Raw genomic sequence first — 26495 nt, 5'->3', positions numbered from 1 at the left:
ACCATGAGTTTCGACTTCAACGCTTACCTTAACCGCATCGGCATAGCCCGCCCCGAACCCACCCTGGCCGGCCTGAGCACTTTGCAACAGGCGCAACTCGGCGCGATTCCGTTCGAGAACATCAATCCGCTGTTGGGCCTGCTGCCCGATTTGGCACCGGCGGCATTGATGACCAAGATCGTCGCCAGCCGGCGCGGCGGGTATTGCTTCGAGCTGAACGGCTTATTCGAGCAGGCGCTAATCGAACTGGGATTTACCTACCAGCCGATCATGGCGCGGGTGCGGATGGGCCGCAGCGAGGGCGGGCCGCGGCTACATTTGGCCTTTATCGTCGAGGCCGACGGCGAATCCTGGCTGGTCGATGTCGGTTTCGGCGGCCCCAGCCACTACCGGCCGTTGCGGCTGGGCACCGAGCAGGAACAAACCCTGGACCATAACCGGTTTCGCTTGCGTTTGGAGGCGGAATCGGGGGAAACCGTGCTGGAACGGCAGCAAGACGGCGAATGGTTTGCGCTGTACAGTTTCGACCGCTCCAGAGTGCAGCGCTGCGACCTGGAAGCGGCCAATCTGGTCTGCACGACCTGGGATCAGTCGCTGCTGTCGCAAAATCTGTTGATTTGCCGCAATACCGCCTCGGGCTGGGTGCAGTTGTTCAACACCAACTTTTCCCAATTCCATGCCGGAGAACAGGTCAGCGCGCCGGTTGACAGCAGGACGCATTTGCGCGATTTGCTGGGCGGCCATTTCGACATCGAGCTGGCAGACGAGCAATTGGCTAGGCTGGCTGAGAGGCTGGCGTTATCAGAAGCTTGAATCGGAACAAGACAAGGTCGCGACGTGATTAAATGCCAAGGCAGGCAACCCAAATCGAGAGATGACTCTGCGAGTCGAATGATCGAGAGTAGAGTCAGGTGCAGGCCGAAACCGGCTGCAACGACATTGAAACTTCGAGTCTGGTGGGTGCTGAGGGGTTCGAACCCCCGACCCTCGCCTTGTAAGGGCGATGCTCTCCCAGCTGAGCTAAGCACCCGACTCGAGGCCGCGCATTTTATCGAAAACCCCGCTCCGCGCAAACTGTTTTTGCCGTTTTTTATCCGGCCCGCCTGCGATCCGATCTTGCCGGACCAGGAAATAACGGTAGCGGCTTTGGCGAACCGCTGTACGCACGACAATCCGTTAAACCAACAAGACCGAGTTGCTCTACAGCGAAACTCGGGGGCTGCCGTTGGCGAACGGCAATCGCGAAACCCGTGCGGTTGAAAAATTCGCGTTTTGGTTTACTTTAATGTAGGTATAAGACTACATATAGTCGTCGTATCGATACTCCCATTAACCGCCGCTAGGTTTACCGTCAAAAATCGCATGAGTAAAAGTTCTTCTTTCATACCTATTTACGATTTTTCTCCTAGCGTAAACGCCAACTACCTGAAACAAATTCTACCGCTGCTGGTCCGGCATAATGTAGCGGCCAACCCGATCAATTACGCGATCTGGTACGACTATGTCGCCGAAAGTAATGCCAGCCTGACCCGGGCGGTCGACAACTTGATCGCCGAGCAAAAAAAATTCGATTACGAAACCAGCGTCGAACTGTATAAAACCCATATTTGCAACGCCTCGCTGGAATCGTTCGAGCAGATCAACCGCCAGTTGCATAAGGTGATCGAACAAGCCACCAGTGCGATCAACGACACCTATAACAAGGCAGAGGAAAGCAACGATAGTTTCCGGAAAAAGTCGGCGATTCTGGAAAACTTTTCCGCATCCGACGGCTTGAAGACAGTGTTGCAGGAAATCATCCAGGAAACCAAGTCGCTGGCGCTGACCAGCCAGGCCATGCAGGCCAAACTGACCGACGCCAACCGGGAAATGGAACAACTGCGGGAAGAACTGGCCCAGGTCAAGCAGATTGCTACCACGGACGGCTTGACCGGTTTGCTGAACCGGCGCGCTTTCGATATGACCCTGGCGGAGATCGTCGAACGCTCGGCGCCGGAAACCGCCTGCCTGTCGATGCTGGATATCGACCATTTCAAACGCGTCAACGATACCTACGGCCACACCATCGGCGATAACGTGATCAAATATGTAGCCTCGTTGATGAAAAAACACGCCGAAGACCACCACCACGTCGCCCGCTACGGCGGCGAAGAACTTGCCATCATCATGCCGAATACCAGCCCGGATCGGGCGATACAAATCTCGGAGAACATCCGTAGCGCCATGGAAGCCAGCAAGCTGCAGCGCAAAAACGACAACCAGCCCTTGGGCAAAATCACGCTGTCGATCGGCATCGCCCGCTTGCAGCAGGGCGACGACTCGGAAAGTTTTCTGGTCAGGGCCGATAAAGCGCTCTATCAAGCCAAACAAAGCGGCCGCAATAAGGTAGTGCCGTCGTAATCCGGCCCAACGCCGGAGCTTCAGGCCTCGGCAAAGCGTTGCACGACCAAGCAACCCACCATGTCGCCCTCGACGTTGACCATGGTCCGCACGGTATCCAACAGCCGGTCCACCGGTAACAAAATCGCGACCGCCTCGGCCGGCAAACCGACCGCTTGTAATACCATCACCATCGTCACCATACCGGCGCTGGGTATGCCCGGCGCGCCGATGGCGGCCACCATCGTCGTAAAACAGACTATCAACTGCTGCGCCAGATCCAGCTCGATTCCGGCCAGATTGGCGACGAATAATGCCGCAGCCGCCTCGTACAGCGCGGTGCCGTCCATATTCACTGTCGCGCCGAGCGGCACCACAAATCCCGCAATGCCGGGCTTGACGTGCAGATGCTGTTCCACGCAACGCAAGGTCACCGGCAGCGTCGCCGAACTGGAACTGGTGGCGAAGGCCGTAACCAAAGCGGCACGCGCGCCGCGGAAAAATTTCAGCGGCGCGACGCCGGTCGCCAGGAATAATAAGCCCGGCAACACCACGAAACCGTGCAGCAAGGTGGTACCGATCACGACCGCGACGAATTGGGCCAAACTGCTCAACAAAGCCATGTTCTGCGTCGCCAGCAACTGCGCCAGCAAGGCGCAAATCCCGAACGGCGCCAGACGCATGATCCAGCCGACCAGGCGCAACATCAATTCCAGCCCTTCCTGTAGCAATAACAGGATATTGCGGTAACGGTCGCCGCCGACCACTAGCGCAATTCCCAACAGCAGCGCAAATACCACTATCGCCAGCACGTTGGCCTGCGCCAACGCGGCAAACGGGTTGACGAACAGGCCGTGCAGGAAACTGGCGACGAATTCGGCGAAACTCATCTGCTTGGCGCTAAATCCTTGGCTGGCGTGCTGGAACAATTCCAAATTCAGACCTTTGCCGGGTTCGAACCAAATCGCCGCTCCCAGCCCCAGCAGGATCGCCAGAGCCATCGACAATACGAAAAAGCTCAGCGTTGCGATCCACACCCGGTGGAGCTGGCTGTGCAAGCGCAAATTGGCGACGCCGACTGCAATCGAAGTAAACACCAGCGGCACCAGCACCATTTTTAACAGATCGACAAACAGATTGCCGACCAAACCCAGCAGATAAATACCCTGCCGGCTAAGCTGCGCCTCCGGCCCCAATCCGGCGAAACCGATGCCTAGCGCGATACCCAACGCCGCCCCGAAAAAAATTTGCCCGTTCAATCCGATTTTCACCGCGTTCTCCGTTTGCACACTGGTCGCGCCGATTTTAACCCGGCCGCCGGCGCCGAACCCGGCCTTTTATTCCAAGCGCTGGCCATGGCATTCGGCTTCGACAGCAGGAGTGGATCGCTCTATGATTCATTGCCAACGCATCGGCACCTCGTTAAACGCAATGCAATTTTTAGAATCTAGCAGGACAAGCAAAGGAGCAAGTCGCCATGAAAATCGAAGCCAAACCGGAAGCAAACCGAGCCGGCAAGCGGCTGAAACCCAAAATCGGCGTGACGGCGAGCGAGCGACGCTTGCAGCAGGCGTTGGCGCGGATCGCCGAGCTGGAACAACGCTTGGCCGCCCTGGAACAGGCAATTCGAATCGCGCCCGACGGATCGATTAACATCAGTGCGGCCGCGGGCGTCGAAGTCAACGCGAATCGGGTAACATTCAATGCCAACAGCGTACAGGCCGCCAACATAATCCAATGCGACACGCTGATTGCGACCAATGTCGTGGCAGCGACCTATACCCCGGGCGCCGGGAACCTTTGGTAGGTCGTGACGAGTGGGCAAAGAGTGGCGCCAGCCGGCAGCCGACCGGCGCAATGGACATTACCTGCGTGCCGGTTTTCTAGCGGCGTTTGGCCCAACCGATGCCTCCGGCCAAAACCGTACCGAATAACCAAATCGCCGACGGCAGCGGCACCGCCGCCACGGTAGCCGCAGCGATGAACGGCTCGCCCGCCAAGCCTTGTTGGTTGGAATGGAAGCGGATGCTGAGCAAGGTTTGGTTGGCGAACGCGACCGGCAAGTTGAAAATCTGCTGGTCCAACCGGGCCCGGCCGCTGCCGGCAGAAAACGCCGGGATTGCATCGACGCCGTTGATGGCGTTAGTGAATGCGCCGTCGTAATGGTCGCGGACGTTTTGGCCTTCGATCAAGTCCACGGTGTAGACGTCGCCCGAACTACCGCTGAAGCTGACGTAGCCGACATTGGCTCCATCGGCGCCGAATGCGGTATTGATCAAAGTAAACGCCTGGGTGACGCCGAAGATATTGACCGGGATATCGATTTGGCCGTTATGGAACGCGGTGTTGCCGTCGCCATCGACCGCCAGTTGAAACGGCACCCCGTTGAAGGTCTGCGTACCGGGGAACAGGCTGTCGTAACTGCCTCCATCGGTCCAGGTTCTGATATCCGCATTGAGGCTTGGCAAGGCCAGCGTGGTGTAGGAAGCGTTGGCAGCCGCCATGTCCGCCGTCAATAACAGCGCAGCAATAATTTGAAGTTTCATATCGGTTCCCCCGTAAACAACTCAAATAACCCCAGAAAAAGCCGAGGTATCGCAGCCCATTCTATTTGAACTAAATCACAAAGTCATACTGTGTCGCCGGATTGTCATCCAGAGCTGCGGACAGCGTTCCCCGGTAAGTCGTCCAGAGTTTGCTCGAAGGTTAAATTCGGATGATCAGGCAGGTTACTGGCCTTTGCGGTGGTCGAGGCAATACAACGTTCGAGCGATCTGAAGGCCAATTCGCCGAGGTCTGTCGACATATCTGACCGGTACCGATTGATGCGGAATTTTACGAGAGCGTGCCCAAGGATAAGGGCCGGTTGTTTCGAGAGGGTTGCAAGACGTTTCAGCGCCTGGCCGAACAATGCACCTTCAAGCTGCCGAAAGGCCAACTCACCCACGTCTTGCGACACACTTTCGCCAGCCATTTTATGGTGAACGGCGGCAATATCCTGACCCTGTAAAAAATCCTAGGCCACGGCTCACTCAACATGACGATGCGTTACGCGCACCTGGCGCCGAAGCATTTGGAGGAAGTGAAACGATTAAACCCTCTCAGCAAAGTGAACACTTTATGGACAAGGCAATTAAAAAGGCCTAGGTCTTTCGACATAAGCCTTTGATATATATGGAGCTGGCGATGGGACTCGAACCCGCGACCGGCTGATTACAAAGCCTGACATTACAGGCGGTAACCTTATTTATCAATAACTTGCCGGCGTCGCTTATACCAAACCTACCTCATTCACACTGGAGTTGCAGGGCTCCAATAGCATGCGCTGGTACAATTTTGGTACAGTGGCCAATCATCTGATTTAGCTCAGTCGTTGATTCGACAGAACGCGTATACCAACCCGTTGCAGCCTTTTATTCAATTTGATCCAATGTCTCCAATATAGACATTTCCAGCCAAAACCAGATTAGTTTCCACGTGTTTTGCTTGGTTAGACACCTATAAGGAATTCAGAAATAATGAGCATTCTAAGCGATGACTCTCTAGAGTTTGCTAAAAAACATATTACTAAATTCTATGATTCGGACTTTTTTCCTAGAGCGTTTGAGTTTGATGCGCTTTGGCATTCATGGGATGAAGTTAAAAAGGAATTATCGTCAAAGAATATAGCAAAGCACTGGGTTACATCTCCGAAGACGTTAACATCGATGAAACCAAAAGGGGGCTTCCGCGTCGTTCAGCAGTTAGACCCGCTAGATACGATTGTCTATACCGCCCTTGCTTATTCAATTGCTGATGAGGTGGAAAACGCACGCATACCCAAGGATCAGCATGTGGCTTGCTCTTACCGAATAGATTTAGATGAGGGAAGTCTTTTTGCGGAAGGCAATGGGTTCGGGGAATTCACAGCCCAATCGGAGAAACTAGCAAATGAAAAAGAATATGTTTTAGCGACTGATATTACTGATTTTTACAATCAGATTTATTTGCACAGGTTAAATAATGCTATTGAATATGCAGATTCAAGTTTGAAGCCAATTGGTGATGACATAGAAGGATTTTTATCGAGATTAAATGGAAAAGCTTCCCAAGGAGTTCCTGTTGGTCCGGCAGCTAGCATCATTATGTCCGAAGCAGTTATGATGGATATTGATGAGTTTCTCATAAATAAAGGTGTTTTTCATACTAGATATGTTGACGATTTCCGAATTTTTTCGAATTCAAAGGAACAACTTCTATCTGTATTGGAGGATTTGACTCTATATCTTTATGAGAATCATCGACTGACACTTTCTGGTGACAAAACTAAAATCATAGAAACTGAAAAATACGTAAGTGAAATTCTGCATAACCACTACGAGCTAGAGCGTGTAGACATATTTCATACACTTGAAATATTCAATCCATATTCGGGTGAGCATGAAGAAATAGAGGTGCCAATTGAAAATGAGGAAGAATTAGCTGATGAGCAGATTAGCCTGCTAGCAGAAAAGGTGTTGGAAAGAAAAATCCTTGATTTGGGTCTATCTAGAGCGCTTTTAAGGAAAGCAAAAAGCTACAAGACACCAAGTCTTGCAGAAATTATTTTTGAAAACTTCGATTTTTTTACACCGGTTATAAATGATGTATGCCTTTATCTAAGTGCAATTACGAACGCGGATTTTGTGGATCAATGGAAGAATGAACTAATTGCCTTAACACAGACGGCTTCAATGAATAGAGACCTAGTGCGAATTTGGTTTGAGTGGTATTTATCGAACAATCTTGACTTACTCAAAGTTACACCGCTGAAGCAATTCATATTTTTGGGGCCAAATATTATAAGCCAATCTCAAGCCGCGATAGTTTCTAAAAATTTAGCATGGGTGCGAGATAAAAAAGCTGATTTGTACACTGTTGGAGCATGGGAACGAAGGTCTATACTAAGAGCCACACAAATACTTCCTAGTGATGAGCGAGAGCATTGGCTAAAATTAACAGAAACGACCTCACCCATTATGATTGATCGCTGGGTAGCAAAATGGGTCCGAGAGGCGCTATAGTCGTGAAACTCATCGTTCACGAACTGTGTGGTTCGTATAAACACCATCCTATGACTGCTTTGGGATATGCATTGACCCTTGATATTTTAGTTTAGTTCGTTGTTTTTGACCCACAGCCATGATATAGCTTCAGACTGCATGCCCTTTAAGAATCAGACAACACTCTCATGACTTCTTATATATCTATTTAAATGCTGAAATCACTTGCACACCCACAAAGAATAAAATTGATAAAAAATATTTGTGGTGAGGCCGCAGAAGATGAGTTAAACAGTATCTTCGAAAAAGCAATGTCATTTTTGACAGTAGACTGTTCATTTTTAAGAGTAATTGAACTTTTCTATTTGATTGACAACCTTGACAATATAGACTTTGAAAAACTAGAGCGCTATTCAATTGGTCAGCGCAAAATCAAAATAGTTAAAAACAACAATGACCTTAACAGCGCAATTCAGAAAATTGGGAAAAATAGAATTATAGGTTTTGATACAGAGAAAAAACCAAGCTTTAAAAAAGGAGCGCCACCCAATCAAATTTCCATAATTCAAATTGCGAACGACTCTGATTGCTATATTTTCCAAGTAAAATCTCTAAAAGATGTCTCACCCTTACTTAAAGTTCTAGAAGATATCAATACAATAAAGATAGGCAGTGGACTTAGCGAGGATATTGAAAACATGTTAAAGGAATTTGGAGTTAGGCCGCGTTCATTTTTGGATTTACATCAAATATTTAAAACTTACCTCTACTCAGAAAATGACATCGGAGCTAAAAAGGCGGTTGCTATTTTTTTAGGGAAAAATATGAAGAAATCGAAAAAGATGTCTCGGTCAAATTGGGAAAACAAAGACTTGTCTGAAAATCAGATTATATATGCCGCTGAAGACGCCTCTGCCGTATACGATGTCTTCAAATATTTGATAAATAATTATCCATTTATTATTAATACGTTGCCAAAATGGTTTCATGAAAAAGCAAAAATTCAATCATGTATCACTGATTTAAATAAGGGGATTTTATAAATAACACTGAGTTATAAATATACAGACACATGAAAAAACTTAATTCGGAAGATTATATAGCGTAAATCTTTATCGTTTTAGTCATTGCTCACTTGGAAAATGCTCCCCAAACCCAGCAAGAAATTTGCTACTCTTTACGTTCAACGCCTCCTACCCGACTACGGCGAAATGCTGGCTAAAACTAGAAAAGACGGCGGCTGGATTAAGCTCCAGCCCTGGACTTACGAAATCTTGAACAATCTAAAACTCACCGACTACGCCAAGCACTACACTATTGAAAATGTGGTCGTGAAGGCATTCATTGCCGCTATGTTCGATAAAAACGAATTTAAGGACTTAAATGCCGAGCTTGAACAGTATACCGACGAAGAGCGTACCGTGTTGGCGCCGGGCGAAAATTGACCGACCGTACCGGTTGAAATTTGACCAGGGGGCGGAGCCGGTTTTTGGAGTGGCCGGCTGTGGATAAGTGTAATGGAAACGGATGACGAGAGATAGCCGACTATCCGTTTCCAAGCTGGCTTTTTAAAACAGATTCTCCTCGTACAAACTATCTTCCGGTGTTTTGCCGCTACGTTTAAGCTTCTCGCGAGCTTGTATGCGCACCTTGGCTTCTTCAGAGCTTTGTCGGAAGCGGTAGGACTCATTACCTGTTTCAAGGATGTAGCAATGATGCGTCAGCCGGTCCAGTAACATCGAGGCATTGACCTGCTTGTTGAATTCCAGCATCAAAGCCATGGTGCGCCGCGATTCTTCGGCATCGGTAATGACTTCACCGCAGGCCAAGCAAAAATCGCCGGTTACATCCGGGATAATCGTAGACTCGCCTTTGTAGGTGTAAGGCATGTCTCGGGTATCTCTTACCAGTTCGGCAGCGCCGCAAGGCAGACATTTCAAATCACAGCTCCTTAAACGAAACAATCAGCTAGCGCTCTGGCTAACGATAGATTTCTCGACGGTGGCCGATGGCAACCACAAGGATTTTTAATTGACAATCTTCGATGGTATAGACCATCCGGTAATCGCCTACGCGGATGCGGTAAAGATCATCAACGCCGTGCAGTTTCTTGAAGCCTGGCGGCCGTGGATTTTCGGCTAAATCGCAAGCCGCCGCATAGAGGCGCTTTTGAATCTCGTTTGGAAGTTTTGAAAAGGCTTTTTCGGCGCTTGGTTTGAATACAACGCTATAGGTCATATTTCAAACGCATCTCGTCCAGGCTGATTTCGCCGGGTTCGGTCAATGACTGGGCGGCGGCCTGGATGTCGGCTTGATCATCGAGGTATTCTCGTAATAGGTTATCGAGAAACGTTAACGGCGATTGACCAGCAACAGTTGCGGCGTTGATTAACAGCGTTTCAGTAGGTTGTGGTAACTGGATCATTTTAGAGCCTCCTTTTTCGTTACATTTAACGCTGAGGATGTCGCTTGTTTTCAGCATCGAATTTTATAGCGTTTATCGGCAACAGGATCAAACGCCCAGCAAAAGCCTGGACGCGCGCTACCTGATGGGTAAGCAACCAAGTCGACAGTGATTTAAAGTGCCATTATAAAATGGACACTTTATGAACAAGGCAATAAAAAAGGCCTAGGTCTTTCGACATAAGCCTTTGATATATATGGAGCTGGCGATGGGACTCGAACCCGCGACCGGCTGATTACAAATCAGCTGCTCTACCAACTGAGCTACGCCAGCAAATTGGCTCGCCATTATACAAAAAAAATCCGTTTAATCCATTTCTTTTTTCACTGCCGCCCTATTTATTGCGGATACTATCTATCATGCCGGACAAGTAATCCATGATTTGCGCCAAGAACAGAATCAGCCGGTCGAGTTCAGCCTGCAAGAAGAACAGGAAATGGCTATGGTCGAAATCCTGGTCCAGATAAAAACTCAAGCCGTTGTTGATGGTATTCAACCCCATCGCCAACATAATTAGGGCTGCCGCCTTGAACATGTAGCCGCGCAGCTTGGCGCTCATTTTGCCGAAGGCGACGCTGATGAACAGCATCATCGGCAAGGTTCCGGAACCAAACGCCAGCATCAACGCGCCACCCTCTAAAACTGTGGTTGCCGTCGTCGCTTTTACCGCCATCGCAAACGTCAACATGCAGGGCATCAGGCCATTCAGAAAGCCGGCGATCACCGACCCGATCAACGGCCCTTTTTGATTGGCGGTAGCATACCCCTTGCGCAGAACCGCCAATGGAATCAGACGCAAAGAACCCTGCCAGGGAATCCAGCCCAGCACCCCCATCGCCAGCGCGATAACCACCAAGCCCATCGCGATCTGCAAAATACTTTGGATCTTGCCGAACAAGCCGCTCGATACCAGCACCACACCCAACGAAGCCGCCAACATTCCAATAGCCGCGTAAACCGAAATCCGCGTAAGTTGGTAGGCCAGATAAGGCAGGTAGCTTTTGCTTTTTCCGGCTTTCATGAAATAACCGGACACCAGCGCTCCGCACATGCCTAGGCAATGGCCACTGCCCAGGAAACCCGCGGCAAATGCCAACGTGTAATCGAATCCGCTGGCCGCAGCCATTTCGGTCATGCCGTGCATGGCATGATCCATCCCTTCCATATTGTGGTGGTTCATTTACTTGTTCAATCTCAGAGAATTGACGATTACGGATACGGAAGACAACGCCATCGCCGCCGATGCGATCATAGGATTCAGTTTGCCGAGCGCCGCAACCGGAATCGCTACTGTGTTGTAACCGAAGGCCCAGAACAGGTTTTGTTTGATGACGCGGATGGTAAAAGCGCTGAGTTCGATGGTATCGGTCACCTTGCCGATATCGCCTTGCACCAAAGTCAGATCGGCCGACTCGATGGCAATGTCGGCGCCGCCGCCGACCGCGAAACCGACATTGGCCGCCGCCAGCGCCGGCGCATCGTTGATGCCGTCGCCGATCATACCGACGTTGCGGCCGTCCTGTTGCAATTGGCGGATGATTTGCAATTTTTGCTCCGGCCTGGCGTTGGCGACGACATCGGCTATGCCGACTTTGTCGGCGATGAAATGCGCGGTTTTTTCGGTGTCGCCGGTCACCATCATGGTTTTGATACCGAGGCGATGCAGGCGGGCGATGGCATCCGCGGCCTCGTCGCGCGGATTGTCCGATACCGCAAATACTGCGGCTTCCTTGCCGTCCACGGCCATATAAACCGGGGTCTGGCCCTGCCGGGCGAACAAATCGGCGTGTTCGGCCAGGCGCTCGATCGCCACTTGCTGGCTTTCCAGCCAAGCCTGGTTGCCCAGCAGAATTTTGTATCCGGCCACTTCGGCCCGGATGCCGCGGCCGGTTTCGCTGTAAAAATAGGCGCACTCTCCCGGCTCGACGCCCTGTTCGCGGGCGTGGGCAACCACAGCTTTGCCCAGGAAGTGCTCCGAATTGTTCTCGGCCGATGCCGCCAACAACAGCAGTTTGGCTTCCGCCATCCGCGAGATTTTGACCAGTTTGCTAACCCTGGGCCGGCCCTCGGTGATGGTACCGGTTTTGTCGAACACGATTGCGTTCAATTTGCTGGCGATTTCCAGGCTTTCGCCGTTGCGGATATAGACGCCCTGCTTGGCGGCCTGGCCGGCGCCGACCATGATCGCCGCCGGCGTCGCCAATCCCAGTGCACAGGGACAGGCAATCAGCAGTACCGTAATCGCATTGCCGAAGGCAAAGCCGAACGGCGCACCGGCCAGCAGCCAACCGGCCAACGTCGCCGCGGAAAGCACCATCACCACCGGCACGAAGACCGCCGAAATTTTGTCGACCTGTTTCTGGATCGGCAATTTGGCCGCTTGCGCCTGGTCGACCATGTGCACGATGCCGGCCAACACGGTGTCCATGCCGATCGCAGTTGCTTTGACATGCAACACGCCGTTGCCATTAACGCAACCGCCGATCACGGTGTGGCCCGGATTTTTCACTACCGGCATGCTTTCGCCGGTAATCATGGCTTCGTCGACCGTGGAAATGCCGTAGACGACCAAGCCGTCGGTAGGAATCTTCTCGCCGGGCCGCACCAACAACAAATCGCCAATGCGGATATCGTCGATATCGATGCTACGCTCGTGACCGGCCTCGAGCAGCAACGTCGCGGTTTGCGGTTGCAAATCGACCAACTTGCGAATCGCTTCGCCGGCTTTGCCGCGAGCGCGCTCCTCCAGGTAGCGGCCGAGCAAGACGAAGGTGACAATCGCCGCGGCGGCTTCGAAATAGATGTGGCCGCGGCGGCGGAATAAGGCCGGCACGCTGTAACCGTAAGCCGAACCGACGCCCAATGCGATCAGGCTGTCCATGTTTGCCGCTCGTTGTTTAGCCAAACGGTAAGCCTTGCTGAAAAACTGACGCCCGGAACCGAATACCACTTGGGTGGTTAACGCGAATTGCAACCAGTGCAGCCAATTCCGGCTACCCATCGCCATCGCCGAGACCACCACCGGTATGGTCAATAGCCCTGCGGTTACGAATCGACGCCGGGCCACGTCAATTCGATGCAACTCCTTTTCAATGAGTTTTTTTCTTTGCGACAGCGTATCGACCGGCATCGCGCTATAGCCTAAGCGTTCAATGACTTCGACCACGTCGGCGGAAGTCAAGCAACCCTGCACATTTACAGTTTCGGTAGCGAAATTGACAGCCGCCTTCTTCACCCGCTCGTCGCGGTTCAGCACCATTTCGATCAAGAGCGCGCAGGACGCGCAACTCATCCCCTGCACGGCCAAATCAATATCTTGCAACGGACCGCCAAGGCTTTTCCGTTTGTCTTGTTTTAAATCGGCCTGTTTGTGAGCGATATTCCCCAGCACCGCGTCCAGCAGAATTAACAGGTTCTTTTTCGGCAGCCGGCTAGAATCGAATTCGATCACGACAGAACCGATCGCAAAAACAGAACGCACCCGCTTAATTTCAGGTCGCTTTTTCAGCAGAATTTCCAAAATATATCCGCGTTCCGGATCACCGGCCAGAACGCTGGAAACGATGCGCACCCTATTTCGCAACTGGTGGCGCAACTCGAAGTTTTTGGGGATCGGGATCTCGGTTTCCATGGGGGGGGACAATCCTGTACTGGAAAGGCGAACCGGTGCGGCGCCGGCCAAGCGGCGGCTCCGGGCTGAAAGCTATTTAGGCCTGCGGGAGCGGACCAGTAAGAAAAACATATAGAACAAGGCCATCCATTCGTAACGGTATACGAACGGCCTGACCAGCCATTCCTGGGTAATCCGCGTCCAGTGGGTTTTGATCAAGTACAGCACCAACACGTCGTTGAGAAAATCGATCGTGGCCTTTTCCGGATCCTTGATCAGCGCTTTCGGACCTTTGACGCCCAGTTTGCCGACGATCTTCGCCGCTTGCAAAGTTTCCCGGCCGGCTTGGTATTTTTCGCGAAACCAGCCGCCGACATGGGTCTTCCGCAACCGCTGGCCGATATTGAGCATCGATTTTTTCGCCTTGTCGGCCAAAGGCGTCTCGAACAGGCCCTGTTGTTCCAACTCGGCCACGATCCGGGCTAAGCGGACCGCCAGTTGGTTGAAGCCGCAAACCGATTCGTGATAGCGGATAGACAGTTTACGCTGGCTACGGTACAGGTGTACCGAGCGGACGCCATCGAGTTCCACCAGCTTTGCCGCCAATTGCCGGGCGGGCTCGGCTTGGCAGGCCGGCTCCGGCAATTGAAACCGCACGTGGCCGTCGCCTCGATAACGCAATAAAAATTGTTTCTGGATAGCCATAATCGTAAAAACAAAACGGGCGGCTCGGAATGCCGAAACCGCCCGTTGTCAAATCAGTGAAGCTTCACATTGAAAATGCAAACCGGCATCCTCACTCGCCTTCTTTAGCCTCGGCGACGATATCTTCCAGGTTTTCTTTTTGGTGCAGCACGAAGTCCTTGCCGGCCTCTATGGTCTTGCTGGCGCTGGAAATGATCTCTTTTCGGTATTTGTAGACGAAATAACCGGCAACCATCCCGGCACCGAAAACCAACAGTGGGTGTTTCGCTAACTTGCTCATTAATTTTCCTCCAGTATTAACCGTTGCGGTCGCCAACGTACCAGCCATCACTTGTTTAGCCATTGACGGGCCGTTGACGTCGGATTTGGGATCGTGTTTGTGCGCCATTGCATCCTCTATGCATTTTAAGAATTCGGCTGCCGGGCGTCATCCTGATCCGGTAATACCTGCGCCTCATGCAACATTTGGTAAATACCCTTACAGCCTTCGCAGCAAAATTTTTTGTCGCCGTCGACAGTTTTAAGTTCAAAACCCGCTACTTCAACCGTCAAGCCGCAAAGATCGCAATCTTTTTTGATTTCATCCGTCATGACACAAACCCGTTTTCGTTCGGCAAATTCCAGCAATCCATGATGGAATTATACCCGATCCGGCATAACCGGCTTGCTGAAAACAAACGGCGAGATTTCCCTAGCGACTTATCGAACATAGCTTTCCCGAAAGGCAAATACTGAGTCGTGCAGCGCCGGCCGCATCAAGGGCAGACGCCGAGGGCAATTATTTGAGTCCCCTTGCTGCCTGGCTGGAAGCCTTCATCAACGCGATTCTGAGAGCGCCGGTGAGACTTGCACTCAAACCCAGACGCATCGCCAATGCCGGCACCAAAATCATCGAAGCGACCGCCAACCCGGCCCCCAAAACCAAGCCGGCAGTGTTTAGTTGCTGGGCAACCACTTCTTGATTCGCAACTACTAATTCTTGAGCCATCTGTTTACCTCGCGCAGAAAAAATTAATGCAACGCCGATAAACAGCATAAAAAATGCCAGAATCGTAACTACCTGATAAAGCTTAAAAAAACAGAAAAAAGGACAAATTCCTAAACAAAAAACAAGGCAAATGCCTTGTTTTTATTAAGTCATTTAACACAGTTTTTTAAAAATCACCTGCACCTCCCCCATCTAACGTGGATCGGCGAAGCTCCGCACTCCATCGCGAGCTACTGCTGATCCAAGCCAAAGGCGGTATGTAGTGCTCGCACCGCCAGTTCCAGATATTTCTCGTCGACGACGACCGAAATCTTGATTTCAGAGGTGGAAATCATCTGAATGTTGATACCCTCGTTCGCCAATACTTTGAACATGGTACTGGCAATGCCGGCGTGCGAACGCATACCGACGCCGACGATCGACACCTTGGCGATGGTGTTGTCGCCAATCACGGTGGTGCTACCGCCCAAATCGGCTTTTAAACCTTCCAATACATTCTTGGCGCGGGCAAAGTCATTGCGATTCACGGTGAAGGTGAAATCGGTGGTGCCATGGGCGGAAATATTCTGCACGATCATGTCCACCTCGATATTTTCGGCAGCGATCGGCCCCAGAATTTTCGACGCCACACCCGGTAAATCAGGCACGCCGGTCAAGGTCAGTTTGGCCTCGTCCCGGTTAAACGCGATGCCCGAAATTAACGCTTTTTCCATTTCTGATTCCTCGTAGGTAATTAGGGTGCCGTTACCTTCCATAAACGAAGACAACACGCGCAATTTGACGTTGTATTTGCCGGCGAACTCGACCGAGCGGATCTGCAGGACTTTCGAACCCAAGCTGGCCATTTCCAGCATTTCCTCGAAGGTAATCTGTTCCAAACGCCGCGCTTTGGGTACCACGCGCGGATCGGTGGTGTAGACGCCATCGACATCGGTATAGATATGGCATTCGTCGGCTTTAAGCGCCGCCGCCAGCGCCACGCCGGTGGTATCCGAACCGCCGCGGCCTAAAGTGGTGATATTGCCGTGCTCGTCGACCCCCTGAAAACCGGCCACGACCACGACTCGACCAGCCTCCAGGTCGGCGCGGATATTGGCTTCGTCGATTTCGCGGATGCGGGCCTTGGTAAAGGCGCTATCGGTCAGAATCCGCACCTGCGGACCGGTATATGACTTGGCTTCCACACCGATGTGATGCAACGCCATCGACAACAGCGCGATGGTCACCTGTTCGCCGGTAGACAGCAGCACGTCCAACTCGCGGTCGGTCGGTTGCGGCTGCATTTCTTTGGCCAATGCCACCAACCGGTTGGTTTCTCCGCTCATCGCCGAAACGACAACCACGATTTGATCGCCCTTGTCGTGGGCGTTTTTGACTTTTTCGGCGACAGCCTTGATCCGCTCGACCGAGCCGACCGAAGTACCGCCGAATTTATAAACGTACAATGCCATTCTTTATAGACCTTCTTGGCTTTCTTACACTGAAATTGTTGGTGGACGCTCTGGCCCGCCGTCGCGATTAACCCAGCTTGGCTTTAACCCATTCCGGTACAGCAGCCAACGCCGCCGACAATCCGGCAGGATCGCTGCCGCCGGCTTGCGCCATATCCGGCCGGCCGCCGCCTTTGCCGCCGACCTGGGTGGCGACGAAATTAACCAAATCGCCGGCTTTGACCTTATCCATCGCGTCTTTCGAGACGCTGGCGATCAGGCTGACCTTGTCGCCGCTGACGGTGGCCAAGACCAATGCGGCGCTGCCCAGCTTGTTTTTGAGTTGATCGGCCAAATCGCGCAGGGCTTTCGGATCGACATCTTCAAGCTGCACCGCCAATACTTTTACGCCGTTGACCTCGACGGCCTGGCTGGTCATCTCGTCGCCGGCCGAACTGGCCAGTTTGCCTTTGAGTTTTTCCAGCTCCTTTTCCAGATGGCGGGTTTTCTCCAGTAGTTGCTGTACCTTATCGGCGGTCTTGTCCGGCGCGGCTTTCAACAAGCCGGCGACACTCAACAAGGCCTGTTCCCGCTGAGCAATCCATTCCAATGCGCCCTCGCCGGTCACTGCTTCGACCCGGCGCACGCCGGCGGCGACGCCGGTTTCGGTGACGATTTTCAACAAGCCGATGTCGCCGGTGCGTTGCACGTGGGTACCACCGCACAGCTCGGTGGAAAAATCGCCCATCGTCAACACCCGCACTTCGTCGCCGTATTTTTCGCCGAACAAGGCCATCGCGCCGGCTTTGACCGCGTCATCCTTCGCCATGATTTGCGCGCAGACCGCGTTATTAGCGCGGATTTGTTCGTTGACCAGACGTTCGACGGCGGCGATTTGCTCGGCGGTCATCGGCTCGAAATGCGAGAAGTCGAAACGTAAACGCTCATTGTTCACCTGCGAGCCTTTTTGCTGCACGTGCTCGCCCAACACGTTGCGCAATGCAGCGTGCAACAAGTGGGTCGCCGAGTGGTTGCGCTCGGTCGCCTTGCGGATCTCGGCATTGACGCTGACTTCGCAAGCCATGCCTTCGGCAATCACGCCTTTGACGACTTTGCCTTTATGCAAAAACAACTGACCGCCCTGCTTTTGGGTGTCGGTGACTTCGAACGTGCCACCGGTGCATTCGATCAAGCCGCTGTCGCCAACCTGACCGCCGGATTCAGCGTAGAACGGGGTTTGATCCAGAATCACCACACCTTCGTCGCCGGCTTCCAGACTCTCGACCAGCTGGCCTTTTTTGAACAGGCCGATGACTTGCACCGAGCCGTCAAGATGCGAATAGCCGGTAAATTCGGTAACGCTGTCGTGGCGAATGTCCTGGTCGTAATCGGCCGAGAACTGGCCGCCGGCCCTGGCGCGGTCGCGCTGGGCGCTCATTTCGACTTCGAAACCGGCGTGGTCGACGCTGAGGTTGTGTTCGCGGGCAAAGTCGGCGGTCAAATCCACCGGGAAGCCGTAGGTGTCGTACAACAAGAACACCACGTCGCCGGGGATGACGTGGCCATCCAGTTTGGCAACGCAGTTTTCCAGAATTTTCATGCCCTGGCCCAAGGTTTCGGCGAAGCGCTCTTCTTCTTTTTTCAGCACCCGTTCGACTTGTTCCTGTGCCTTGACCAATTCGGGGTAGGCTTCACCCATTTCGGCAGCCAGCGGCGCAACCAATTTGTAGAAAAAGGTCTCTTGAATGCCCAAGCGGTAACCGTGGCGAATCGCCCGACGCACGATACGGCGCAACACGTAACCGCGGCCTTCGTTGGACGGCAGCACGCCGTCGGCCACCAAAAACGCGCAGGAGCGGATATGGTCGGCGATGACGCGCAACGAGCTGTTGCTCAAATCGCTGGTACCGGCCAACGCGGCGGCGGTTTTTACCAGATTTTGGAAAATATCGATTTCGTAGTTGCTATGCACGCCCTGCATTACAGCGGCGATGCGTTCCAGGCCCATGCCGGTGTCGACCGACGGCGCCGGTAGCGGCGTCAGGTTGCCGTCCTTGTCGCGCTCGTATTGCATGAACACCAGGTTCCAGATTTCGATGTAACGGTCGCCGTCATCGTCCGGACTGCCCGGCGGGCCACCGGCCACGTGTTCGCCATGGTCGTAGAAAATCTCGGTGCAAGGGCCGCACGGACCAACATCGCCCATCGACCAGAAATTGTCCTTAGCGCCGATACGCGAGAAGCGGGTCGGATCGATTTTGACCTCTTCCAGCCAAATCGCCTCGGCTTCGGAATCCTCGTCGAACACCGTCACCCAGAGTTTGGACGGCGGAATCCCCATTTCCTTCGTCAAAAAGTCCCAGGCAAAATTGATCGCGTCGCGCTTGAAATAGTCGCCGAAGCTGAAGTTGCCCAGCATCTCGAAGAAGGTATGGTGGCGGGCGGTGTAACCGACGTTCTCCAAATCGTTATGCTTGCCGCCGGCCCGCACGCAACGCTGGCTGGTCGCGGCACGGTTAAAATCGACTTTCTCCCGGCCGAGGAACACGTCCTTGAACTGCACCATGCCGGCATTGGTGAACAACAAGGTCGGATCGTTGCCCGGCACCAAGCTGCTGGACGGACGCACGGCGTGGCCGCGCTGGCGGAAAAATTCCAAAAAGGCGGCGCGAATTTCGGCGCTGGTCATATGTTTCATGGGTTTACTTCAGTTGTTTTCTAGTCCATAACAAACTCGGCCTTGGCCACGCCAGAGCCACCAAACCGGATACAGCACTGAACCGAAAGGATCAGCCCGACCGAGATAACTTGATTTTTAATGCGGCAAACACCTGCTTGATCGTCTCGCCGCTAAAGCCGCGCTGCTGCAAAAACCGGCTGCGTTTGGCCCATTCGTTCGGCGGCAATGCCTTTTCGTCGCCGTATTTACTCGCATAAACGTCCACCGCCAGATTCAGCCAACCGCCCTGCTCTTCGGCTTGCGCATCCAAATCGACGCCGCTGATACCGCGCTGCTGCAATTCGTAGGCGATACGGATCGGGCCGTAGCCTTTGCCGATACGGTCGCGGACGTAACATTCGGCGTAGCGTTCGTCGTTTTGCCAGTTCTGCTCGGTCAGCGCATCGATAACCGGATTCACTTCGTCGCGCTCGAAGCCGCGCAAGGCCAACTTATCCAGCAACTCGCGGCGGCTATGCTCGCGCCGCGCCAACAATCTCAGACAAATCTCTTCGATTTGCCGGCCGCGCTCATTCGCCGTCGTTGAACTCGGGGTCTTCGTCTTCATGGGCCGGAGCGGTCGTCACTCTGCTGGCAAAGGCCTTTTCGCGAATGGCTTTTTCCAGCTCGGCGGCGATTTCCGGGTGCTCGCGCAAATACTGCTTGGCGTTATCCTTGCCCTGGCCGATTTTGTCGTTGTTATAGCTGTACCAGGAACCGGACTTTTGCACGAAGCCGAACTCGACGCCCAAGTCGACCAATTCGCCGAGGAATGACACGCCCTCGCCGTACAGAATTTCGAAGTCGGCCTGTTTGAAAGGTGGAGCCACTTTGTTCTTGACGATCTTGACCCGGGTTTCGTTACCGATCACCTCGTCGCCCTTCTTGATCGAACCGATGCGGCGGATGTCCATCCTGACCGAGGCGTAGAATTTCAGCGCGTTACCGCCGGTGGTGGTTTCCGGGTTGCCGAACATCACGCCGATTTTCATCCGCAACTGGTTGATGAAAATCACCAGCGTGTTGGAGCGCTTGATGTTGGCGGTCAGTTTGCGCAAGGCTTGCGACATCAAACGCGCCTGCAAGCCCATGTGCGAGTCGCCCATGTCGCCTTCGATTTCGGCTTTCGGCGTCAGTGCCGCGACCGAGTCGATGACGACGATGTCGACCGCCCCGGAACGGACCAGCATGTCGGTGATTTCCAGGGCCTGTTCGCCGGTGTCCGGTTGCGACACCAGCAGGTCGTCGATATTGACGCCGATCTTTTGCGCATACACCGGGTCCAGCGCATGCTCGGCATCGACGAAGGCCGCGGTGCCACCCAATTTCTGCATCTGGGCGATGGTTTGCAGCGTCAACGTGGTTTTACCGGACGACTCCGGGCCGTAGATTTCGATAATCCGGCCACGCGGCAAACCGCCGCAACCCAGCGCGATGTCGACGGACAAGGAGCCGGTGGACACCACTTCGATGTCGCGGGTCGCGGCGACGTCGCCCATGCGCATGACCGAACCCTTGCCGAATTGTTTTTCGATTTGCATCAACGCGGCGCCGAGAGCCTTTTTCTTGTTTTCGTCCATATCCTACCTACTGTTGTCTGCCCGGTGAAAACGCGGCATTATCCCATAGAGGCCGGCCGTGAAACAGTTTTTATCGGCCGGATTGCCGGAAAAAACCGGCCGCCGCGCGGGGGTTGAACGGGAAATACAGGTGGAGATAAGACGCCTGCAAAGCGCCGTCGCGAAAAAAACCTTCGCCGTGACCGAAGCTGCGTAGCGGCAGCGAAATCTGCAGCGGCTGCAGTTCGGTTTCCAAGGTCGAAAAATGAAAACTGTGGCCGCGAATCTCGCCTTCCGCCAAGGTCAGACTATGCATGCCCAGGTTTGCCAGCCGACTCTGCATCGTCGCCCGGCCGGGCAACAAACCGACCATCTCGGCGGCCTGGCCTTGCTTGTCTGCCAAACTCTCCAGCAAGTACAGAAAACCGCCGCATTCGGCGTAAATCGGCTTGCCTAGACCATGGTGCTCGCGCAAGGCCTGCTTCATCGGCAGATTCTCGGCCAGCGCCGACAAGTGCAGCTCCGGATAGCCGCCCGGCAAATACAGACTATCGACCTCCGGCAGCGCCGAGTCGGCCAACGGCGAGAAGAACGCCAACTCGGCGCCCATCGCCAGCAGACAATCCAGATTGGCTTGATAAATAAACGAAAACGCCGCATCCCGCGCCACGCCAATCCGCAACCCGGCCAGCAGTTGCGGCAGCGGCTCGCAGCGGACCGGCTCGAATCGCACCGGTTGCGGCAACCGACACGGGCCAAAGCCGTTCAGCAGTTCGGCGGCTCGCGCCAAGCGAGCGGAAAGATCGCCGATTTCGTCGGCTTGCAACAAGCCCAAATGGCGCGAAGGCAATCCGATGGCATCGTCGCGGGCGACCGCCGCCAGCATCGCCATGTCGGAGGTCAAGGCTTCCTGCAATAGCTTGGCATGGCCGGCGCTGCCGACTTTATTGGCGATGACGCCGGCAAACGGCAGTTCCGGCCGGTAACTCGCCAAACCGTGGGCGACCGCGGCGAAGGTCTGCGCCATACCTTGCGCGTCGATCACCGCCGCCACCGGCACGCCCAGCGCCTGGGCCAAATCGGCGCTGCTGCTGTCGCCATCGAACAGGCCCATCACGCCCTCGATCAAGATCAAATCGGCTGCCCCGGCTGCACGGTAGAGCAACTCCCGGCAATGACTCTCGCCCATCATCCACAAATCCAGTTGGTAAACCGGATGGTCCGACGCGAACGCCAATATCTGCGGATCGATGAAATCGGGACCGGTTTTGAACACTCGCACCTGCAGACCCTGGCTGCGGAAATGGTAAGCCAGTGCAGCGGTGATGGTGGTTTTGCCTTGGCCCGAAGCCGGCGCAGCGATCAGCATTGCCGGGCAGGCTACGGAGTTTTGCAAGGATGTCATGATGAAAACGAGAGTAGCCGACCGGCGGATTGCCGCCGGCCGGGAGCTTAAAAGCGCGGGATCAGGAAGCCACCAGCATATTGTCCAGCGCCTGCTTGGCCAGCGCGGCTTGTTCGGCAGCTACGGCGACTTGGTTGACGACGTGGCCGGCCGCCAGATTTTCCAATACCCAGCATAAATGCTGCGGATCGGTGCGGAACATGGTCGAGCACATGCTCAAGGTCGGCGCCATGAAATGCACGCTTTTACCTTGGGCCTTGCATTCCTGGGCCAGGCGGTTGACCAGATTCAGCTCGGTGGCCACCAGCCAGCGGGTATTGGCTTCGGCTTCGCGAACAATCTTCAGAATCATCTCGGTCGAGCCGATGTAATCCGATTTTTCGCAGACTTCGAAGCAAGCCTCCGGATGGGAAATGACGATAGTCTCCGGATATTTAGCTTTGAAGTTGTCGATCTGCTCCGGCTGAAATGCCTGATGCACCGAGCAATGGCCTTTCCACAGGATCATTTTCGCGTCGCGGATTTGCTGCTCGGTCAAACCGCCTTGGGGTTTGTTGAAGTCCCAGGTCACCATCTGTGCCAACGGGATGCCCATCCGAAAACCGGTATTGCGCCCCAAATGCTGGTCCGGGAAAAACAACACTTTCTCGCGGCGGGCAAAACTCCAGTTCAGGATTTTCTGAGCGTTGGAGGAGGTACAGACGATACCGCCGTGCTGGCCGCAAAACGCTTTCAGGTCGGCGGCGGAATTGATATAGGTCACCGGCGTGACCGTGTTTTCGACGTCGATGATCTTGGCCAATTCGTCCCAGCATTGCTGGACTTTGACTTTGTTGGCCATATCGGCCATCGAACAGCCGGCCGCCATGTCCGGCAGAATCGCGATTTGTTCCGGCCGCGACAGAATGTCGGCGACTTCGGCCATGAAATGCACACCGCAAAATACGATGTATTCGGCTTCCGATTGCGCGGCTTCGCGCGACAGTTTCAAAGAATCGCCGAAAATATCGGCGTGCTTGAATACCTCGTCGCGCTGGTAATGGTGGCCCAGAATAATGCAGCGTTTGCCGAGCTTGGCTTTGGCGGCAACAATTCGCACGTCGCACTCGGCGTCGTCCAGTAAGGCATAATCGTGGATCGGTAAAGCGGCGGCTGTCATGTATCGTTACCTGGCAATAAAAAACGCGCCATTGTAGCGCCAAGCCGCTGTTTTCGATACCGCTTAGCCGGCCTGCAGCGCGAAACGCAATAAGGTCCAGGCGATCCAGCCGAATCCCAGCGTCGTCGCCATGAAGCTGAGCAGCGAATAGATCCGCCACACCGGCTTGGCCCAGAAATCGGGGTCGAAGGCCGCGACCACAAACACGCCGGGATTGGTCATGCCGCCGATCACGACCAGCCAACAGGCCGCCACCGGCAAATCCACCTTGGTCGCGTAAAACCCGAGACAAAACAGCGCCATCAACGCAAAATCGACGTGCGCGCGAATCATGGTTTTGTAATCCTTCAAGAATACGCCATCGATGCCGGGAATCGGGAACCACTTGGCGAAGGTCATCAACCACGCAGACATTAAAATCGCAGCGATCATCAGCACCGCGCCTACCAGTAATATTTCCATGTTGTTATTTTATTTTCTTAAATTAAGGAACGAACGGCGGAGTATCAGCGTAGAGCGCTTTGCAGCAGATTCATCGCGCCGGCTCCGCCCTGGCTTTGCACATATTGCAATACCACCGGCACGAATTGGCTGACCATGGACGGGTTCATCCCCAGGGTTTGGAACGAGCCGGCCAACGCCGCCAAACTGCCCAAGGCATTGTTCTGGCCGCCCAACAGGCTGCCGGCGGCACCCAACAAACCGGCATTGGCGCCGTTGGCAGGCAGTTGCGGCGCCGACGACAGATAACGGTCCATGCCCGGTACGCTACCGCTCAATTGCGAGAAATCGCCAGGATTCATACGTTGTTGCGCCACTGAAAAGATCGAACCGACGCCACCTAAAGCCTGCTGCGGGCTGATGCCCAATTGCCCGACCAGAATGTTGATCAAACTCAATTCGTTGCCGATACCGGCAACCGGGGCGCCGGTGCTACCGATCGCCGCCGGCGCTTGTTGCAAGACCGCATTCTGCGTCCCGCCCAAGGCAATGGTTTGGCCGGTCGGCTGTTGTACCGGAGCGCATGCGCTCAAAGCCAGCGCTGCCCAAGCAGCACTACAAATATTCACGTTTTTCATGATTTCCGCCTGAAGAAAAATATGCCTGACGAAGCGTGCCGGCCATCGCCGCGCCGTCGCTCAGCGCGCTGACTTTAAATCGAAACGCTGCCGGCTGACAACACCAGGCAAAATCTTAATCAGAAAACCGGCTGGCCGAGCGACCGCGTCTGGCGCCGCCCCGCAGGCTATCCGGGCAAATTGCCGCTCGCCGAGCATAAATCGCCATCTTGGCCGGCGGCCGGTTTGGCGAATTCAGTATAATCCTGCGCTTGGCCTAACCATCGATCGGGTAACGACATGCTGAACATTCAAAAAACACTGGAAGATTACTACCTGCGCTTGCAAGCTCACCCCAAATATCTGCAAGTCATGACTCTGCCGACATTACAACGCTGGGGAGTCTTGATCGGCCTGTTCACCGCATCGCAAATTCTGGTATTCGGCAGCCTTTACCTTATTTTCGGCAAAATCGTCGTGATCGGCTTTCTCGCCAGCGTACTGGCCGGCTGCGCCACCGGCGTCGGTGCGTTACCGGCCCTGTTCTTCAAGGACATTTCCGAACGTTTGTTCAACAGCCTGCTCGGGGCCGCAGCCGGCGTCATGTTGGCGGCAACGGCATTTTCGCTGCTGGTGCCCGGCATGGAGTACGGCGAACAAGTCTGGCCCGGCAAAGGCTTGTGGGTAGTCTCGGCCGGGATGATGATCGGCGCCCTGTTTCTGCATTTCGCCGACAGCCGCCTACCGCATCTGCATTTCGATTCGGTCAGCGACCATTCGCTGGATTCGCTGCAAAAAATCTCGCTGTTCATCATTGCCATCACGATCCATAACTTCCCGGAAGGCATGTCGGTCGGGGTCAGCTTCGGTTCCGGCGATTTGAATAACGGCTTGGTGCTGTCCATCGCCATCGCGTTGCAAAACCTGCCGGAAGGTTTGGCGGTGGCCCTGCCGCTGGTGGGCTTGGGCTACGACAAATGGAAAGCCGTCGGAATTGCCACCTTGACCGGCCTGGTCGAACCCGTCGGCGGTTTGCTGGGGATTACGATGGTGACGCTGTTTTCGTCGATTCTGCCGATCGCCATGGGCTTCGCCGCCGGCGCCATGCTGTTCGTGATCAGCGAAGAAATCATCCCGGAAACCCACTCCAAAGGCCGTTCCCGCATTGCCACCTTCTCGCTGATGTTCGGCTTCATCATCATGATGGTACTGGACCGGCTGCTGGTCTAACTTCCGCAACAGGCTTATCGCCCGCCGGCAGGCTTGCGGCCGCGGCGGGCCAATTTTTCCCCGCTTCTGCCGAAACTTAAGATTTATCCATGGACTCTCTCGTCTCGCTGCTCGCTCAACTCCTCGCCGTAAACCCTGCAGAACTGTTGGCCGCCGGCGGCACCAGCTTCGCGCTGATAGCCGCCGCCGAAATCGGCGATAAAAGCCAGTTGGTATGCATGACATTGGCGTCTCGGCATCGGCCGGGGCCGGTGCTGTGGGGAGCGATTGCCGCATTCATGCTTTTGAATACGCTGGCCGTCGTGTTCGGCGCCGCAATCGCCAATTGGCTGCCGGACTATGCCGTGGCGGCCAGCGTAGCCCTACTGTTCGCGGCATTCGGCATTCACGCGCTGCTGAACGGTGGCGGCGACGATGACGGCGAACAGGATGTGGCCGAAAAAAGCGGCCACGGTATATTCCTGACCACGTTTTTGCTGATCACGGTAGCCGAATTCGGCGACAAAACCCAACTGGCCGTGGTTGCCTTCAGCAGTACGGCGCAACCCTTGGCGGTTTGGCTGGGCTCTACGCTGGCGCTGAGTTTCACCTCGGCGCTCGGCGTGTTGGCCGGGCGCACCGTGCTGCAACGGATTCCGCTGAGCCTATTGCACAAGGCGAGCGGCTTGATTTTTCTGGCCTTGTCCGCCACCGCTGCCTATAAGACCTATCTGATTCTGACCGCTGCCGGACTGCTCCAGCCCCTGTAGGGACTGCCGCTGAATGAAG

General features: G+C 54.3%; 28 protein-coding genes and 2 tRNA genes. 9 read left to right on the top strand and 21 right to left on the bottom strand.

Going from position 1 to position 26495, the window contains the following annotated elements; all coding sequences use genetic code 11:
- The first annotated feature begins 3 nt into the window (after window positions 1–3).
- Window positions 4–813 carry an arylamine N-acetyltransferase family protein gene (locus NP603_RS12215; RefSeq protein ID WP_256611162.1) on the top strand — a complete coding sequence of 270 codons (810 nt, stop codon included), beginning with the start codon at window positions 4–6 and terminating at the stop codon, window positions 811–813.
- 141 nt (window positions 814–954) lie between these two features.
- Here the strand turns inward: NP603_RS12215 and NP603_RS12210 are convergent.
- Window positions 955–1030, bottom strand: a tRNA-Val gene (locus NP603_RS12210).
- Between the two features lie 332 nt (window positions 1031–1362).
- Here NP603_RS12210 and NP603_RS12205 point away from each other — a divergent pair.
- Complete coding sequence (locus NP603_RS12205) at window positions 1363–2400, top strand: GGDEF domain-containing protein (protein WP_256611161.1); 1038 nt, start codon at window positions 1363–1365, stop codon at window positions 2398–2400.
- Window positions 2401–2420: 20 nt separating this feature from the next.
- On the opposite strand, the gene NP603_RS12200 is transcribed toward NP603_RS12205, so the two are convergent.
- Complete coding sequence (locus NP603_RS12200; protein ID WP_256611160.1) at window positions 2421–3650, bottom strand: dicarboxylate/amino acid:cation symporter; 1230 nt, start codon at window positions 3648–3650, stop codon at window positions 2421–2423.
- Between the two features lie 206 nt (window positions 3651–3856).
- Between NP603_RS12200 and NP603_RS12195 the strand changes: the two genes are divergently transcribed.
- Window positions 3857–4186: a dynactin subunit 2 gene (locus NP603_RS12195; protein ID WP_256611159.1), complete on the top strand. Its 330-nt coding sequence runs from the start codon at window positions 3857–3859 to the stop codon at window positions 4184–4186.
- Window positions 4187–4262: 76 nt separating this feature from the next.
- On the opposite strand, the gene NP603_RS12190 is transcribed toward NP603_RS12195, so the two are convergent.
- The gene (locus NP603_RS12190; RefSeq protein WP_256611158.1) at window positions 4263–4925 is read right to left on the bottom strand and encodes a PEP-CTERM sorting domain-containing protein; all 663 of its coding nucleotides are present in this window, start codon (window positions 4923–4925) and stop codon (window positions 4263–4265) included.
- Window positions 4926–5224: 299 nt separating this feature from the next.
- Here NP603_RS12190 and NP603_RS22025 point away from each other — a divergent pair, with 299 nt between their 5' ends.
- From NP603_RS22025 to NP603_RS12170, 4 genes are all read left to right on the top strand, one after another.
- Entirely contained in the window at window positions 5225–5389 is a 165-nt protein-coding gene (locus NP603_RS22025; RefSeq protein ID WP_256611157.1) for a hypothetical protein, read from the top strand.
- A gap of 508 nt (window positions 5390–5897) precedes the next feature.
- Complete coding sequence (locus tag NP603_RS12180) at window positions 5898–7421, top strand: RNA-directed DNA polymerase (RefSeq protein WP_256611156.1); 1524 nt, start codon at window positions 5898–5900, stop codon at window positions 7419–7421.
- Between the two features lie 191 nt (window positions 7422–7612).
- Window positions 7613–8443, top strand: coding sequence for a 3'-5' exonuclease (locus NP603_RS12175; protein ID WP_256611155.1), 831 nt, complete (start codon window positions 7613–7615; stop codon window positions 8441–8443).
- 99 nt (window positions 8444–8542) lie between these two features.
- Window positions 8543–8845: a hypothetical protein gene (locus NP603_RS12170; protein WP_256611154.1), complete on the top strand. Its 303-nt coding sequence runs from the start codon at window positions 8543–8545 to the stop codon at window positions 8843–8845.
- A 123-nt stretch (window positions 8846–8968) separates the two neighbouring features.
- Here NP603_RS12170 and NP603_RS22165 read toward each other — a convergent pair whose 3' ends face one another.
- The 18 genes from NP603_RS22165 to NP603_RS12080 form a co-directional block, all read right to left on the bottom strand.
- Entirely contained in the window at window positions 8969–9340 is a 372-nt protein-coding gene (locus tag NP603_RS22165; RefSeq protein ID WP_256611153.1) for a type II toxin-antitoxin system MqsA family antitoxin, read from the bottom strand.
- A gap of 40 nt (window positions 9341–9380) precedes the next feature.
- Window positions 9381–9638, bottom strand: coding sequence for a type II toxin-antitoxin system RelE family toxin (locus NP603_RS12160; RefSeq protein WP_256611152.1), 258 nt, complete (start codon window positions 9636–9638; stop codon window positions 9381–9383).
- Window positions 9628–9825 carry a YlcI/YnfO family protein gene (locus NP603_RS12155; RefSeq protein WP_140912349.1) on the bottom strand — a complete coding sequence of 66 codons (198 nt, stop codon included), beginning with the start codon at window positions 9823–9825 and terminating at the stop codon, window positions 9628–9630. Before NP603_RS12155 ends, NP603_RS12160 begins: the two co-directional genes overlap by 11 nt.
- 236 nt (window positions 9826–10061) lie before the next feature.
- Window positions 10062–10137, bottom strand: a tRNA-Thr gene (locus tag NP603_RS12150).
- A gap of 61 nt (window positions 10138–10198) precedes the next feature.
- Window positions 10199–11044: a sulfite exporter TauE/SafE family protein gene (locus NP603_RS12145; RefSeq protein ID WP_256611151.1), complete on the bottom strand. Its 846-nt coding sequence runs from the start codon at window positions 11042–11044 to the stop codon at window positions 10199–10201.
- Window positions 11045–13495, bottom strand: a complete 2451-nt coding sequence (locus tag NP603_RS12140; RefSeq protein WP_256611150.1) for a heavy metal translocating P-type ATPase — start codon at window positions 13493–13495, stop codon at window positions 11045–11047.
- Between the two features lie 72 nt (window positions 13496–13567).
- Window positions 13568–14179 carry a hypothetical protein gene (locus tag NP603_RS12135; protein ID WP_256611149.1) on the bottom strand — a complete coding sequence of 204 codons (612 nt, stop codon included), beginning with the start codon at window positions 14177–14179 and terminating at the stop codon, window positions 13568–13570.
- A gap of 91 nt (window positions 14180–14270) precedes the next feature.
- Entirely contained in the window at window positions 14271–14459 is a 189-nt protein-coding gene (locus NP603_RS12130; RefSeq protein WP_256611148.1) for a hypothetical protein, read from the bottom strand.
- Between the two features lie 125 nt (window positions 14460–14584).
- A complete protein-coding gene (locus NP603_RS12125; RefSeq protein WP_256611147.1) occupies window positions 14585–14770 on the bottom strand; it encodes a heavy metal translocating P-type ATPase metal-binding domain-containing protein in 186 nt (61 codons plus the stop codon).
- A gap of 187 nt (window positions 14771–14957) precedes the next feature.
- The gene (locus tag NP603_RS12120) at window positions 14958–15215 is read right to left on the bottom strand and encodes a hypothetical protein (RefSeq protein WP_256611146.1); all 258 of its coding nucleotides are present in this window, start codon (window positions 15213–15215) and stop codon (window positions 14958–14960) included.
- Window positions 15216–15397: 182 nt separating this feature from the next.
- Window positions 15398–16618 carry an aspartate kinase gene (locus NP603_RS12115; protein ID WP_256611145.1) on the bottom strand — a complete coding sequence of 407 codons (1221 nt, stop codon included), beginning with the start codon at window positions 16616–16618 and terminating at the stop codon, window positions 15398–15400.
- Between the two features lie 67 nt (window positions 16619–16685).
- Entirely contained in the window at window positions 16686–19295 is a 2610-nt protein-coding gene (alaS, locus tag NP603_RS12110; protein ID WP_256611144.1) for an alanine--tRNA ligase, read from the bottom strand.
- Between the two features lie 91 nt (window positions 19296–19386).
- A complete protein-coding gene (locus NP603_RS12105; RefSeq protein WP_256611143.1) occupies window positions 19387–19884 on the bottom strand; it encodes a regulatory protein RecX in 498 nt (165 codons plus the stop codon).
- Entirely contained in the window at window positions 19847–20896 is a 1050-nt protein-coding gene (gene recA / locus NP603_RS12100; RefSeq protein WP_256611142.1) for a recombinase RecA, read from the bottom strand. Before recA ends, NP603_RS12105 begins: the two co-directional genes overlap by 38 nt.
- Window positions 20897–20966: 70 nt before the next feature.
- Window positions 20967–22280, bottom strand: a complete 1314-nt coding sequence (locus NP603_RS12095; RefSeq protein ID WP_256611141.1) for a cobyrinic acid a,c-diamide synthase CobB — start codon at window positions 22278–22280, stop codon at window positions 20967–20969.
- 61 nt (window positions 22281–22341) lie between these two features.
- Complete coding sequence (gene nadA / locus NP603_RS12090; RefSeq protein WP_256611140.1) at window positions 22342–23439, bottom strand: quinolinate synthase NadA; 1098 nt, start codon at window positions 23437–23439, stop codon at window positions 22342–22344.
- Window positions 23440–23502: 63 nt separating this feature from the next.
- Entirely contained in the window at window positions 23503–23901 is a 399-nt protein-coding gene (locus NP603_RS12085; protein WP_256611139.1) for a hypothetical protein, read from the bottom strand.
- A 44-nt stretch (window positions 23902–23945) separates the two neighbouring features.
- The gene (locus NP603_RS12080) at window positions 23946–24518 is read right to left on the bottom strand and encodes a DUF2780 domain-containing protein (RefSeq protein WP_256611138.1); all 573 of its coding nucleotides are present in this window, start codon (window positions 24516–24518) and stop codon (window positions 23946–23948) included.
- Window positions 24519–24797: 279 nt separating this feature from the next.
- On the opposite strand from NP603_RS12080, the gene NP603_RS12075 reads away from it, so the two are divergent.
- Window positions 24798–25727: a ZIP family metal transporter gene (locus NP603_RS12075; RefSeq protein ID WP_256611137.1), complete on the top strand. Its 930-nt coding sequence runs from the start codon at window positions 24798–24800 to the stop codon at window positions 25725–25727.
- 89 nt (window positions 25728–25816) lie between these two features.
- A complete protein-coding gene (locus NP603_RS12070) occupies window positions 25817–26476 on the top strand; it encodes a TMEM165/GDT1 family protein (protein ID WP_256611136.1) in 660 nt (219 codons plus the stop codon).
- Window positions 26477–26495 lie beyond the last annotated feature (19 nt).

Source organism: Methylomonas aurea (assembly GCF_024505045.1).
In the GTDB taxonomy this organism is placed as follows: Bacteria; Pseudomonadota; Gammaproteobacteria; order Methylococcales; family Methylomonadaceae; genus Methylomonas; species Methylomonas aurea.
Note: the sequence above shows the minus strand (reverse complement) of the source record. Positions and strands in the feature narration are given on the sequence as shown.